The organism is Methanocorpusculum sp. (genome assembly GCF_030655665.1).
Lineage (GTDB): Archaea > Halobacteriota > Methanomicrobia > Methanomicrobiales > Methanocorpusculaceae > Methanocorpusculum.
This window is the reverse complement of sequence record NZ_JAUSPQ010000007.1, coordinates 80,100-94,395: the sequence shown is the minus strand read 5'-3', so window position 1 is coordinate 94,395 and position 14,296 is coordinate 80,100. Positions and strand designations below refer to the sequence as shown.

Here is a 14,296-nt window from a genome sequence, read left to right as displayed (position 1 = left end):
ACCGTCTCTCCAAAAATGCCACCAACCATTCTATAACCTCATAACGCTCATATGTAAGAAGAATGGAGGAAACAAAAACATTCGCGGATTTCGCGATCTCTGAAGAAATACTTCAGGCGATAGGCGACATGGGATTTGAGGAGCCAACACCAATTCAGGTAATGGCAATACCACAGATCCTTGATGGGAAAGATGTAACGGGGCAGGCTCAGACGGGAACGGGAAAAACGGCAGCGTTTGGGATTCCAATTATTGAAAGGCTTGATCCAGATAACAAAAATGTACAGGCACTTGTCCTGTCACCAACAAGGGAACTTGCAATACAGACCGCCGAGGAATTCTCTCGGCTGATGAAATATAAAAAAGGGCTGAATGTAGTCCCGATTTACGGTGGACAGCCGATCGACCGCCAGCTCCGTGCCCTCAAAGGCAATGTGCAGGTCGTCATCGGAACCCCGGGTCGTGTAATTGATCACATCAAACGTGGGACCCTGCATCTCGACTCGATCAAGATGTTCATCCTTGATGAAGCTGATCAGATGCTTGATATGGGATTCCGTGATGATATCGAGGATATTTTCCGAGATACACCAAAGGACCGGCAGACTATCCTGTTCTCGGCCACAATGCCGCAGCCGATCCTGGACATCACCAGAAGGTTCCAGCATGACCCTCAGTTCCTGAAGATCACCCGTAAGGAACTTACGGTCCCTCAGATCGAGCAGACCTATATCGAGGTCAGAGAACGCGACAAACTCGAAGCACTTTGCCGCACTCTTGATATGAACAACCCCGAACTCGCACTCGTGTTCTGTAACACGAAGAGAACGGTGGATGATTTAATGAGCCGGATGCAGGCGCGCGGATACTTTGTGGAAGCTCTCCACGGAGATATGAAGCAGCAGCAGCGGGATCGTGTCATGGCACGCTTCCGGGCCGGTACCATCGATGTCCTGATTGCAACGGATGTTGCAGCACGCGGTATCGATGTTGATGATGTGGATATTGTATTCAATTATGATGTTCCGCAGGATGTCGAGTATTATGTACACCGTATTGGCAGAACTGCCCGTGCAGGCAGGGCCGGAAAATCCGTGACGTTTGTTGCTCCACGTGAGATCTACAAACTCAGGGATATCCAGCGGTATGCAAAGATCCAGATCGCCAAGACCCCTCTGCCGACTTTGGATGATGTAGCTGAGATGAAACAGCAGATCTTCCTGGACAAAGTCCGGGATATCATGGCTTCAGGAAATCTTGAGATGTATCTTCCCCTCGTTGAGCAGCTTCTTGAGACGGAAACCGAGACAGACTCTGAATCCACAGCAGAAGTGACCAGTATTCAGGTCGCGGCAGCTCTTCTGAAGATGCACCTTGATTCCGGTAAGAATGTCAGTCAAAGTGAGGACATTAAGCCTCTTCAACCCTCTGCCTCAATCTCTGAGACGTTTACGCCCGGGACCGTTGAAAGCAGCGGTGCTGAGGCGGGTATGGTCAGATTCAGGATCTCCCTTGGTAAGAACCAACAGATCCGCCCGAAGGATATCGTCGGAGCCTTTGCAGGCGAGTGCGACATCCCGGGCTCCTCAATTGGCAGGATCGATCTGTACAACAACTACTCCTATGTCGATGTTCCCTTAGAGCATGCAAATCTTGTTGCCGAGGTCATGGGTTCCAAGACCATCCGTGGTCAGGAACTTGAGATCTCCATCGCAGCACCACGTACTGCTGAAGAAGAGGAACATGAGCGTGACCGGGACAAAGGCGGAGACCGGCGTGGAAGTTCCTCTGGCGGATACAGAAGCGGCGGATCATCCAGCTCAGGCGGAGACCGGCGCGGAGGTTCCTCTGGTGGATACAGAAGCGGCGGCTCCTCCTATGGAAACCGCGGTGGAAGTAGTGGCGGCTCCTCCTACGGAAATCGTGGCGGAAGTAGTGGCGGAAGTAACTACCGTAGCGGGGACCGGAGTTCCGGCAGCGGTGACAGAAGAAGTTTCAGCCGCGGAAGCAGCGGACCGGCAGCCCCCAGAAGGGACTCCGGTCACGGCTTCTACGGAAGAGATTAATCTTCTCCTTTTTTTTCGTTCCAGTATTTGTATCATTTTCGTTCGTGTGAGGATACCTTCATTATTTCTGGGTGTTAATATATACAGAGTTTTGAAGGAAACTCCTGAAGAAACTCCTGAAGAAACTTCCCGGTCTCATGTATGAAGCCGGCGGCCTGCGGGAAGGACAAGAATACTGTTTGGGACTCACCTCCCCTGAGTCTTGTCCAGAGTGCAGTGAACCTCAAAAAGGTGAAAAAAAAATGGATTTCAACTTATCTTTAAGAAGAGCAATGAAAACCGGCGAGGTCACCCTCGGCCAGAACTCTGTTGAGAAAATCGTTGCTGAAAACAAAGCAGAACTCGTCATCATCGCAAAGAATGCCCCGATTAAAGTCCGAGCATTTCTTGCAGCAAACGAAAGCATCCCCCTTTATGAATTCAAAGGAAGCTCCCGTCAGCTCGGTAAAGAATGTGGTCGTGACCACATGATCAGTGTCCTTGCGATCGTTAATGCGGGCGAATCCGATATCCTCTCCCTTAAGAGTGAATAAATATGAGTGAGATTACTATTTCCGAAGACGCCATGCGTATGATTGCCCAGTTTGAGAATCTCACCGGTGCAGGTGCAAGAGACTGTGTTGTCGATGATAAATTCGGCCGCATCCTCTTTGTTATCAACCCCGGAGAGATGGGACTTGCAATCGGAAAGAAGGGTGCCAGCATCAAGAAGGCATCTGACGCTTTCGGTAAGAAGGTCGAGGTCGTTGAATACAATCCAGATAAAGTTCAGTTTATCAGAAATTGTTTCCTCCCTGTCCAGGTACAGACTGTCATCTTCGAAGAGGATGAAGAGGAAAATACTGAAGTTGCCTATATCGAGGTTGCAGATGCCGACCGCGGTCTTGCCATCGGTAAAGAAGGCAGAAATATTATCAAAGCAAAGAAACTCGCTTTCCGCCAGTTTGATATCGCCAATGTCGAGCTCAAACAGGAAGAGGAAGAAGAGTCAGACGAAGACGAGTCATAACTTCGTCTTTTTTTTATTGCTGTTTTATCCAACGGCTTGATTCGCACGAAATCGTAGATGTGTTACTTCTCAGGATGTTTTTCCTGATATGCGGCTTCGGGACCCATGGCAAGAAGCTCTTCCAGCGTATTCACATTTCTGAAACTTTCAAGTTGTGGATCGATCGTTCGAAACATCTCGGGAGGGATTCGTTTTGTGTTCAGCGTATTGATCATGTCGCGGAGCGAAAGTGACTCATGTTTTGCGATATACTCTCTGAGTGCTGATACTCTGTAGACTGCATGGAGCGGTTCAAGGTCGGTGTTTTCCCATTCAGGGATGATTGCATCATATTCTCCGATGTTTTCAAACAGATATTGTACGATCGGTTTATGGACGGTGGGCATATCACATGCCGAGATAAACACCATATCTCCCTGTATCTCGTCGAGACCTGCTGAGATTCCCCCGATTGGCCCGAGTCCGGATTTTTTATCCCAGGTACATCTGACGATTGCGGGTAGTCCTGCAAAATGCTCGGTTTGCCTCTCATTTTTTGCAACGATGACAATCTCATCAACGAGCCCTTCGAAAGTCATCACAAGTCGGGAGATGAAGGAACATCCCCGATAGGAAAACAGATATTTCTCGCGTCCATTTACCCGCCTTGCTTCGCCGCCTGCAAGAATCATCGCAGATCGTTTTATCGGCATGACAGCTCCTCTTTGAAATGCGTGAGATTGACGATCGTTTCATTCACCTGTGTGGGGATATTGTGTCTTTTTCCGAGTGCTACGATCGCCCCATTGATGTAATCCACCTCGGTTTTGCGGCCCGCAGCAATATCCTGATACATTGAGGAGAAATGCGCGGCTGTCGGGGGTATTTTTTTCGTCTTCAGGAACTCAAGATACTCGTCCGCGGTCTTCTGGGTTAGTATGACCATTTCTGCGCGTGCAACCTCGAATGCTTCGTGAACGATACTGGTGATGATGGTCCAGGCAGGTTCTCTGAGCAGTTCTCCGTAGGGACATTCCATGATTGCGCCGAGCGGATTCAGAGAACAGCTGTACAATGCCTTTGACCAGACTGTACCTCTGATGTTTTCAGAGGAGGTCGCCCGCATTCCTGCTTTGTTGAACAACTCCGCTAGGCAGTCTGCTTTTGCATCTTTCCCACTTGGGAATCTGCCAAAGGCCGTCTCACCGCCGTCGACGGATACAAAAACCGCATTGTCGGCTTTCCACTCAAATCCGGTAATGATCATTGCCCCAAGCACATGGTCTGTGTACTCGGCAATGATCTCTTCATTGCCGATTCCGTTTTGAAGACTTACTACCTCTGCCTCACCGAATAGATGATTATACTGCTCGCAGATCTCCCGTGTGGCGGCTGCTTTGGTGGAGATAATGATATAATCCCATGATCCTTTGGGAGGGACTGTACCGCAGGGAAACCGGAAAGTCTCCGTCCCCCAGATGCCTGTCAGGTAAAACCCGTCTTTTTCTATAGATGTACTGCATCTTTCCCGGCATACAGCAAAGACTTCTGCATATTTCGATAATTTTGCCGCGATTGAGAGTCCTACAGCTCCGGCACCAAGTAGTAATATTCTCATTTGTTCTTACTATGTTGTTTCTAAACCACATTAAAAGAAAGGTTTTTCAGTGGCGCCGTGGTGAATCTCTTTAAGGATACAAAATTCTTGAAAATGAGGGTGAATTATACTGTGTTGTGTTAATGTATATTAAAATCGAAAATTTTAGACATAACTTTATACATTGCATTGCGATTAATTGATACCCTCGATAAGCCAACATAGATATATGCAGAAAAAGCTGATTCTGATTTTTATGGCATTCGTTATGTGTGTCATGGTGGTTTTTACCGCAGGATGTACCGACCCCGGAAGTGACAATGCTACCGTGGAGATTCTCTATACCGGAGCCGGAACAATGCCCGGACTTCTTGCAACCGGCCAGATCGACGGTTACATCAACTGGCAGCCTTTTGTTGCCGTTGCCTTAGAAGGTAACATCGGAAAAGTGATTTCATATAGTCAGGATCTTCCACCTGAAGGAACCTGGAAAAATCATACCTGCTGTGTGTTCGGTGCCAACTCCAAAGCTCTGGAGAATCCTGATGTCGCATCAAGCCTTACGGCTCTGATGATCCTTGGAAACAAATATATCAACGATTATCCGGATAAAGCAGCAGTCCTGACCGCCGACTGGCTCTTCTCGAGTCAGAATCTGACCTATGGAAATGTGACCGTCAGTTCGATTGATGTGATGAAGACCTCGATTCCGACGATCAAGTTCTCCAGCGAAGTTACCGAGTCTTGGATGGACAGCAATGAGGCGTTTATCCAGTCCCAGCGTGAACTTGGTCTTGTTACTGCAAAACTCGCATCGACATCTAAGGATGAGTCTGCAGCAATCCTTTACGACTTTGGTCCGTATGATTCGGCAGTTGCACAGGTAGAAAGCGGAATATTCATCACGCCTGCTCCTACATCGACCATCTCGATCGGATACCTACCCAGTGATCATCACGCACCCCTGTTCGTTCTCCTGAAGGACTGGGAATACTTCAAGAATACCTATAACTGTTACCTGAAACCTGTCACGGAAAAGACCGGTAAGATCACTGATGCCGAACTCTACATCAACGGTCAGAAGGTCGCCGATGTCAAACTTGTCGAAGGAACCGGCGGATCCCAGCTGATGACCCTTCTCCAGCAGAATGCCATTCAGTATGCACTTGCCGGCACTCCGCCTTTTATCAGCGCAGTTGATAAGAGTACCGGTGACATGAGTCTCAAGATCCTCTCACCGATCATGCTTGAAGGATCCGGACTTGTAGCTTATCTCTCCTCCCCGGCCAACGATTGGGATGGGTTTGTTGCCTGGGTGAAGTCACGCAGCGCCGAAGGCAAAAATGTTGTTCTCGGTGATCCCCAGCTCGGCTCTATCCAGGATGTCATGCTGAAGTCGGCTCTTGATTATGCCGGCATCGCCTACGTGGTCAAATCCGCGTAAACCCACTCACATTTTTTGCGTATTTTTATATTTCCAGGATGTCTCTCTAGTGAGATATATAATATGTTCCGGCGTAAAACAAGTAACACATTTGATATCCTGTAAAATGTCATACATTAAAGAGGATGGTGAACACCACAGATCATGAAATGGTACATTAAGCTGATACTTCCGGCACTCGTTCTCATTTTGTGGGAAGTTGCAGCGATTCTGATGAACAATGCATACATCCTTCCCCGGGTGGAAAATGTTCTCGCCGTCTTTATGACGCCGTTTGCCGATCTTTACGGCTGCGGAAGTCTCCTGGAAAACAGCTGGGTCAGTATTTACCGGGTAACGCTTGGATTTATCATCGCCTGCCTGGTCGCAGTCCCTCTGGGAATCATTCTCGGCAGGTATTCTGTTCTTGAACAGTTTTCCGATAGTCTGATCCAGATCCTTCGCCCCATCCCGCCCATGGCTTGGGTGCCTTTATCCCTTGCCTGGTTCGGGTTGGGTCTTACTCCGATCCTGTTTATCATCGTGATCGGTTGTATCTTTCCGATCCTTGTCAATACTATAGATGGTGTGAAAAGGGTGAGGAAAAGCTGGATCGAAACAGCCCGGATCTATCAGGCAAATGAGCGCCAGATCATCACCAAGGTCATCGTTCCGGCCGCGGGTCCTGCCATATGGAATGGGCTTCGCGTCGGCTTCGGTATTGCCTGGATGAGTGTTGTCGCTGCGGAAATGATGCCGGGAACCGTGTCGGGTCTTGGATATCTTATCATGTACACATATAACTGGGGTCAGATCCAGATGGTCATCGCCGGCATGATCGCCATCGGCATCATCGGCATCTTTATGGATCAGTTCTTCCAGTATGTTCTGCGGAAAAAGTTCGCCTGGGAGGTGCTTGACAAATGACTGACTGGGATAAGGTATGGGTGAAAGTGGAGGACGCCACAAAGACGTTCTCCTCACGGAAAGGTGACGTCACTGCTCTGGAGCATGTCAATCTCGAGGTCCATGACGGTCAATTCGTCTGCCTGCTCGGACCTTCCGGTTGTGGAAAAACCACCCTTCTTCGAATGATAGGGGGGCTTGATGTTCCGACCAGTGGAACCGTTTCGATCGATGGAAAGATCGTTGACGGTCCCTCCCCGAAGATGACGATGGTCTTTCAGGAATACTCTCTTTATCCGTGGCGTACCGTCGCGGAGAATGTAGGGTTCGGCTTAGAGATGACCGGCGTTCCAAATGAAGAGAGGATCGCCGAAGTCAACAAGCGTCTTGCGCTGGTAGGTCTCGCCGGATTTGGCGACAGCTACCCATACGAATTATCCGGGGGCATGCGTCAGCGGGCGGCAGTTGCCCGGGCTCTTGCAACAGATCCGGCCGTCATGCTGATGGACGAACCGTTTGGCGCGCTCGATGCGCAGACCCGGAATAAAATGCAGCGTGAGCTTCTCCAGATTTGGGAGGAAACGAAAAAGACGGTAATTTTCGTTACGCACAGTGTTGATGAAGCAGTTTATCTTTCTGATAAAATCGTCATTCTCACTCCTCGTCCGGGAAGAATTTATGAAATATATCCAAATCCTCTACCAAGACCCCGTGATAGGACTAGTGTAGAGTTTGCCAAACTCAGGAAAGATGTTCTCGCCGAAATCGAGAAATTAGAGGCGGGGAATAAGAACATTTAATATGGTTTCCAACTAACGTAGTTTGCACATTTAAGAGAGCTAGGAGTAACTAAAAATGGTAAGAAAGCCAGCACGAATGTATAATAAGCTCGCCAAGAAGGCATATTGCCGCCGTGAATATATGGGTGGTGTACCGGGCGTAAAAGTTGTAACGTTTGATATGGGAAATCTTTCAGAAGAGTTCCCGGTCGCAATTCATCTTGAAGCACTTGAAGCATGCCAGATCCGTCACACGGCAATGGAAGCTGCACGTATCAATATGAACAGACGTCTGATGAAAGACGTCGGAAGAAACAATTTCCACTTAAAGATCAGACCATATCCTCACCACGTTCTCCGTGAACATAAGCAGGCAACTGGTGCTGGTGCGGACCGTATTTCTGAAGGTATGAGACTTGCATTCGGCAAACCAGTCGGAACTGCAGCCCGTGTTGAAGAAAGACAGCGTATTTTCACCGTCTGGACAACCGAGCAGTATATCGATCAGGCAAAGGATGCACTTCTTCACAGTGGATACAAACTCCCGACTCCGGTCCGGATAATTGTTGGGAACTAAGGTTTTTGCCAAAGCTCTCAATTTATCATACTTTTTTGAAAAAAGTCCCTTAGTCAGGAATTAGTGTTTTCGGAAATATTTGGTAGCGGCGCGGCGCGTATCGGGTGTTATGACAGCACATTTTCCTACATGCCGTATCCTTTCCTTAGAAGAACATATCCAGCGTTGTCTTTTTGGACTTGGTCGGATCAAATTCGTCCCAGTCCCAGTCGAGTGCATCGAAGATCCGGTTAAGAGGTGCCTGAATCGTTTTTTCGAGCATCGTTTCCCAGTCGATCTCAAACGCCCCCGTCGGGATCTGATCTGGATACTCAAAGCAGAGCACATCTGTCTCCGGATATTTTTCGGGTATATTTGTCCGCTTGATGTAAAGCCGCTTGGGCTTACTGCCGCGTTTGAAGTCTGTCCCCAGATATTTATTTGAGTAGATGGCTCCCCTTCCGTGTGAATCCAGATGAGCATAATCGGCAAGAGACTTGTTTATACCGCTCGGAATGCCTGCCTTTTCGAGGGGGCATCTTCCTTCACGGTAAAAGTTCAACACCTCCGGAAGATACATTTTGACATCTTCCTTTCCGTCTCCTTTCAGGATCATCTCCAGAACCCGCTCCTGGCTCTCGCGGGTGATCTGCGCGGAATCCGATCTCTTCATCTCAAAGCCGGTTATGTCGATCTTATCAATATCCTGTCCCTCTTTCCAGATGAGATGACCCGCATACCGCTTCTTTGCTCCTCCCTGGAAAAATCTCCGGTAGATTTTCTCGAACTTGATCGAGAAGAAGTTCATATCTGCGCCAAGAGTCTCCTTTGAGAATGCCTGATAGCTGGCATTAAGTTCTTCTTCGATCTCACGGGCAACCTTCATTGTTTCTTCGAGAGACATGGGGGGGATCTGGACAAAACATGAATCAGTATCCCCGTAGATCACCTCATACCCGCGTTTGGTGATAACTGCTTTCGTGTGCTGGATGATCGCACGACCAACCGAGGTGACGGCAGCTCCGATGTCCCGATCATACAGCCGGAATCTGGAGAAGCCCGAGACGCCGTAATACGTGTTCATGATCACCTTCAGCACATTCTGCTGCATATCATACAGAGTATACTCATCCGATCCGAACGGAAAACTATTTCTGAGTTTTTTCCGGTCGTCACGTTCGGCCATCAGCTCGCTGATGATCGACCGGGTCAGACCGTCCGGGGATTTTTTGAATCTTATCCCGTTTGGTGCATGGATCTCACCGTCGGGAGACTTCGTTTCCGGAGAGGCGTTGAGGGTCATCATCGCCATCGGATAGAGTGATTTCAGATCCAGAACGATGACATTCTCTCTGACGCCTTTGCTCGGAGCAAAGACTGTTGCTCCCTCAAACTCCTCGCCCGAAGCGTTTCCTTTGGACGGAAGGATAAATTTGCCGAACGCTTTTCTGAGGATATAGATGTCGATCACATTCGACGAGTTCAGTGTTTTGTCGAGAGGACAGCCCACATACCGGGCTACTTCCTGATAGAACTCGATGATGTTGTTCTTTTTGTTGATTCCAACACAGAGCTCGACATCCTTGAAGTTGTACTCCACCATTTTCAGAGGGTCATTGTCCCAGAGATCTCCGAGGGTTCCGGTGTACCGCACTTTTGTCTCGCCGAGTTCATCTTCGGCGACGGCATCCAGACGATACGACTCCTTCTGACTTCCCTGCATTTTCTTGTATGCAGCAAGAAGATCGAAGATGACCCGGCCTCTCATCGCATTTCTCTCGGTCATCCCCGGCATACGGGCAAAGACTTCGGTCCGGAATCCAAGGGTTTCGGCACGCTTGAGGATATACTCGGCGTCGAAGTCGATGAAGTTCCAGCCGGAGAGGATGTCAGGATCCTTCTCCCGGATGTAGTCTATGAATCCGGTGAAGAGATCGCGTTCGGTGTCATAGGATAGGATGATATGACTGTCAGAAAAACATCCGCTCGGGAGAGGTGCAGCTTTATCATACACCCCTTTGGTTTTTCCGTTCAGAACAAAGGTCGTATACTGGTCATCAAATGAGTCGTGGCAGGTTATGCAGGTGAGCGGATCACGTTCAGGTTCGGGAAATCCGTTCCTGTCATCACACTCGATATCACACATGCAGACCCGAGGTCTGGAGATCACCGTTGCCGGTGAAAGTTCGGCGAAAGAACACTCATCTGATGGAGCACGGACCCCCCCGGTAAGACCGGTGTCGATCAGAAACCGGGTGGCAAACGGAATGTCGGCTTCGAAATGGTGATAGTTTTCCCTGATATTTCTGACGTCTCCGGGTTTCTCGGTGTATATCCGTCGAAGAGGTTCACCTTTGATGGAGATCCCCCTATCCTGGGTGACGTCGATCTTTTCCGTGTGAGGTTTATCGGCTTCGCTTTCACGGACCCAGAAGTAAGGACGAAATCCGGTGACTTTCAGCTGATGAGGGGTCCCGTCCGCTTCGCGTCCGAATATGTGAACGACCGGACCTCCAGGCGCATTTGAGTATTCTGCCTGATTGATGGCAATTTCCATTTATACTCTCCTGCAAAGTCCCTGTAAGAAATCCGCGGCATCAAGGAGTTTTTCCTGTTCCCAGGGATCAAGCTTCAGGCTTTCATCGATTTTTGCACCGGAACGTGTTACTACTGCCGGAAGTCCAATTGAACAATCTTCTATCCCGTAAGCACCGTTTGCCGGAAGGGAACAGATGATCTTTTTTCCTTTCTCGATTCGCTCCATCATAGATACGATGTGATAAGCCGGACCAAAAACCGTGCCGGCTTTTCCTTTGATCACCGGCATCGAAGAGCCGCGAAGACCAGTCAGGATCTCTTCCCTTACTGGGATAGGGGTGTCGATGTCCAGACTGGAGAAAAGCGGGACCTGATGTTCGCCATGCTCGCCGAGGACCTGACCCTCTGCTTCGATACCCATAGATTGGAGTGCTACGGTGAACCGTCTGCTGTCGAGAAGACCGCCGAACCCGACGACCTGACTCTCTTCAAGACCGCTCTGCTTCGCAAAATACCAGGTAAAGACGTCCATTGGATTGGTAACGACGATGAGTTTGCCGGTGAATCCTTTCAGGAGTTCTGCGGATTCCTTTGCGATCGGGAGATTTTTATCAAAAAGATCGGCACGTGTTTTTATTCCGGGAGAACGCGAGTAGCCGGCCGAAAAGATACAGTAGTCGGCATCTTTGAGGTCGGCGGTATTTGTGGATACGGGAATATCCATCCCGTGAATTATATCGAGTTTTTGTGCATGCTGCAGGGGTTCGCTGATATCAAACAGGACGAGTTCGTCGGCAAATTTTCTGAGGGCAGAAACGTATGCAACTTCTCCGCCTATTCTGCCCACTCCTAGGCATGCAACTATAGTCATCTGGTATTGTATTGGTTTTGGTTGGCTTTAATGATGGCGACCATGCACAGCAAATATTTCTATTAGATGAAAATACCTTACTTCGCCTGATGGGATTTCCCGAGATATCCTGATCAGAAACACCATTATGTCGCCCTTTCAATATGTTTTTGACCGCAAAATTGCTGTAATGCTTTTTTTCACAGCGATTCCTGTCATCCCTTTATCCGTCCATGCCACGCACGATATATTTATTGTATCCGCCTTCCCACACTAGCTCATGGCTGATAGTATCTCCGCACAGGTTCGGTTTTGCTCTGTCCAGGAGTCGGAACTTGGACGTATCAATGAGTTATGCAATATCCCCGAGATAGCAGAGCATTTCGAATCCATTCCTCCGGTTTCCATGGAGGCAACCTTGGCGTTATGGTCTTACATCCAGTCCGGGGTCGTCTCTCTCTGGTGCATGCATTACAAAAACCGGATAATCGGCGGCGCAGGATTTTATTCCCAGCCTCCCGGGACCCGACTTTCACACAGTGCGACCTTTTTCCTCTATATAGAACCGGCGTACTGGGGTATGAGCATCGGCACAAAAGCAGTAAAATTTCTTGAGGATGAAGTCAGTAAACGCGGTTTTATCCGGATGGAGTGTCAGGTCGCCGACACTAATCCTCGTGCAGTCTGCCTGTACGAACGACTGGGATTTGAACTGGAAGGAACCAAAAAAATGGCGTTTTATCTTGATGGAAAATATACCGATCTGAAGATCATGGGGAAGATCTTATGGGACAATTTGGTAGAAGAGGAGCTGCATCACAGATAAGCATCCTCCTCCCTTTTTGTGCACTATATCTCCTTTAAGTAATCAGGGATTTTCGGCCGCTTGTTTTATTATTGCCAATTACCTTTATCTATGTGATTCAGATGCGCAGCGATGATGTGAAATCAGGATACACCAGAGCGCCCAACAGGGCACTTATACGCTCACTTGGGATATCAGATAAAGAGATGGAAAAACCCTTTGTCGGGATTGCAAACTCCTGGAACACGATCGTTCCGGGACATACGCATCTCAGAATGGTTGCCGAACGCGTGAGAGAGGGAGTTGCGGCAGGCGGAGGTGTCGCTTTCGAGTTTAACACGATAGGGATCTGTGATGGAATAGCGATGGGACATGAAGGCATGCGGTACTCGCTTGCCTCTCGGGAAAACATTGCGGATTCCGTTGAACTCATGATCCAGGCACACCGGTTCGATGCCCTTGTGTGTATTTGTACGTGTGACAAGATCGTGCCCGGTATGCTTATGGCAGCGGCACGATGCAATATTCCGGCGATCGTTATCACCGGAGGGAATATGCTTCCCGGACATCACAAAGGTTGTGAGCTTTCCCTTACTGATATTTTCGAGGGTGTAGGAAAGGTCGCCGCACATAAGATGACGGAAGAGGAACTTCATGAGCTGGAAGCCGCAGCAATGCCTGGATGTGGAAGCTGCCAGGGACTATATACAGCAAATACTATGGCATGCATGACGGAAGCGATGGGGATGTCCCTTCCGGGTTGTGCCGCGATACCCGCAGTGGATTCAGCCAAACTTCGGCTCGCCTATGAAAGCGGTGTCAGAGTTGTTGAGATGATCAGAGAGGATATCAAACCCTGCGATATCATCACGAAGAATTCGCTGAAAAACGCCATCGCCGTAGATATGGCGCTTGGCGGTTCAACGAACACTGTCCTTCATCTGATGGCGATCGCCCAGGAAGCAGGTGTTCCGCTGACACTTGACGATTTTACCCAGATGGGTGAGATCGTCCCGCATATCTGTTCGATGCAGCCGGGAGGGCCGCACTCGATGCAGACGTTATATCACTCGGGTGGGATCCCTGCGGTGTTCAAACAGATAAGGTCCCATCTTGACGACTGTATGACGGTCTCGGGAAAATCCGTGTATGTGATCGCGGATGGTGTGAAATATGTGGATGAGAACGTGATCCACCGTATGGAAAATTCTGTGCACAAGGCTGGAGGGCTGAAGATCCTGAAAGGTTCCCTTGCACCTAATGGGTCGGTGATCAAATCGGCAGCAGTGATCGATGCGATGTGGAAACATCAGGGGCCGGCACGGGTTTTTGACGGAGAGAATGAGGCGATGGATGCGATCCTCACCGGAAAAATCGTCGAGGGTGATGTGATCGTTATCCGGTATGAGGGACCAAAAGGGGGACCCGGAATGCCGGAAATGCTTTCCCCGACCTCGGCTTTGATGGGTCTTGGCTATACCCATGTTGCTCTGGTGACTGACGGACGTTTTTCCGGCGGAACACGCGGTCCGTGTATCGGTCACGTTGCTCCTGAGGCAAAGGTTGGTGGACCGATCGGACTGGTCCGTGAGGGTGACATCATCTCCATTGATCTGTATGAGCGAAGACTGGATCTTCTCGTTGATGAAATGGAACTTGATGAAAGAAGAAAGACATGGGTCCCCAAAGAGCGAGAATTGAAGGGTGTTCTTGCACGCTATGCACGCTACGCCGGTCAGGCCGATAAGGGCGCAGTGCCGGAATAATATTATTTTTTATTGTGTTGAT

At 49.2% G+C, this 14,296-nt stretch carries 13 protein-coding genes; 9 read left to right on the top strand and 4 right to left on the bottom strand.

Annotated features, from left to right (window positions below):
* Nucleotides 1-62: 62 nt before the first annotated feature.
* The 3 genes from Q7J08_RS05555 (at nt 63) to Q7J08_RS05545 (ending at nt 3,075) form a co-directional block, all read left to right on the top strand.
* Complete coding sequence (locus tag Q7J08_RS05555; RefSeq protein ID WP_370651236.1) at nt 63-2,066, top strand: DEAD/DEAH box helicase; 2,004 nt, start codon at nt 63-65, stop codon at nt 2,064-2,066.
* 242 nt (nt 2,067-2,308) lie between these two features.
* Nucleotides 2,309-2,599 carry a 50S ribosomal protein L30e gene (locus Q7J08_RS05550; protein WP_304910703.1) on the top strand — a complete coding sequence of 97 codons (291 nt, stop codon included), beginning with the start codon at nt 2,309-2,311 and terminating at the stop codon, nt 2,597-2,599.
* Between the two features lie 2 nt (nt 2,600-2,601).
* Nucleotides 2,602-3,075, top strand: a complete 474-nt coding sequence (locus Q7J08_RS05545) for a NusA-like transcription termination signal-binding factor (RefSeq protein WP_304910702.1) — start codon at nt 2,602-2,604, stop codon at nt 3,073-3,075.
* A 62-nt stretch (nt 3,076-3,137) separates the two neighbouring features.
* Here the strand turns inward: Q7J08_RS05545 and Q7J08_RS05540 are convergent, their stop codons facing one another.
* Nucleotides 3,138-3,767 (bottom strand): molybdenum cofactor guanylyltransferase, encoded by a 630-nt coding sequence (locus tag Q7J08_RS05540; protein ID WP_304910701.1) that lies wholly within the window; start codon nt 3,765-3,767, stop codon nt 3,138-3,140.
* The gene (locus tag Q7J08_RS05535) at nt 3,758-4,672 is read right to left on the bottom strand and encodes a ketopantoate reductase family protein (protein ID WP_304910700.1); all 915 of its coding nucleotides are present in this window, start codon (nt 4,670-4,672) and stop codon (nt 3,758-3,760) included. Before Q7J08_RS05535 ends, Q7J08_RS05540 begins: the two co-directional genes overlap by 10 nt.
* A gap of 208 nt (nt 4,673-4,880) precedes the next feature.
* Between Q7J08_RS05535 and Q7J08_RS05530 the strand changes: the two genes are divergently transcribed.
* The 4 genes from Q7J08_RS05530 (at nt 4,881) to Q7J08_RS05515 (ending at nt 8,336) form a co-directional block, all read left to right on the top strand.
* Complete coding sequence (locus Q7J08_RS05530; RefSeq protein WP_304910699.1) at nt 4,881-6,095, top strand: ABC transporter substrate-binding protein; 1,215 nt, start codon at nt 4,881-4,883, stop codon at nt 6,093-6,095.
* Between the two features lie 144 nt (nt 6,096-6,239).
* Nucleotides 6,240-7,001 carry an ABC transporter permease gene (locus Q7J08_RS05525; protein ID WP_304910698.1) on the top strand — a complete coding sequence of 254 codons (762 nt, stop codon included), beginning with the start codon at nt 6,240-6,242 and terminating at the stop codon, nt 6,999-7,001.
* A complete protein-coding gene (locus tag Q7J08_RS05520; protein WP_304910697.1) occupies nt 6,998-7,780 on the top strand; it encodes an ABC transporter ATP-binding protein in 783 nt (260 codons plus the stop codon). Before Q7J08_RS05525 ends, Q7J08_RS05520 begins: the two co-directional genes overlap by 4 nt.
* A gap of 55 nt (nt 7,781-7,835) precedes the next feature.
* On the top strand, nt 7,836-8,336 hold the full coding sequence (locus tag Q7J08_RS05515; RefSeq protein ID WP_304910696.1) for a 50S ribosomal protein L16: 501 nt from the start codon (nt 7,836-7,838) through the stop codon (nt 8,334-8,336).
* A gap of 145 nt (nt 8,337-8,481) precedes the next feature.
* On the opposite strand, the gene Q7J08_RS05510 is transcribed toward Q7J08_RS05515, so the two are convergent.
* Together Q7J08_RS05510 and Q7J08_RS05505 are read right to left on the bottom strand one after the other, a co-directional pair.
* The gene (locus Q7J08_RS05510) at nt 8,482-10,872 is read right to left on the bottom strand and encodes a DNA-directed DNA polymerase (RefSeq protein ID WP_304910695.1); all 2,391 of its coding nucleotides are present in this window, start codon (nt 10,870-10,872) and stop codon (nt 8,482-8,484) included.
* The gene (locus Q7J08_RS05505; protein ID WP_304910694.1) at nt 10,873-11,724 is read right to left on the bottom strand and encodes a malate dehydrogenase; all 852 of its coding nucleotides are present in this window, start codon (nt 11,722-11,724) and stop codon (nt 10,873-10,875) included. It abuts the gene before it with no gap.
* Between the two features lie 259 nt (nt 11,725-11,983).
* Between Q7J08_RS05505 and Q7J08_RS05500 the strand changes: the two genes are divergently transcribed.
* Both Q7J08_RS05500 and ilvD read left to right on the top strand, forming a co-directional pair.
* Nucleotides 11,984-12,529, top strand: a complete 546-nt coding sequence (locus Q7J08_RS05500; protein ID WP_304910693.1) for a GNAT family N-acetyltransferase — start codon at nt 11,984-11,986, stop codon at nt 12,527-12,529.
* Nucleotides 12,530-12,630: 101 nt separating this feature from the next.
* Nucleotides 12,631-14,274, top strand: a complete 1,644-nt coding sequence (gene ilvD / locus Q7J08_RS05495; protein WP_304910692.1) for a dihydroxy-acid dehydratase — start codon at nt 12,631-12,633, stop codon at nt 14,272-14,274.
* Nucleotides 14,275-14,296: the final 22 nt, after the last annotated feature.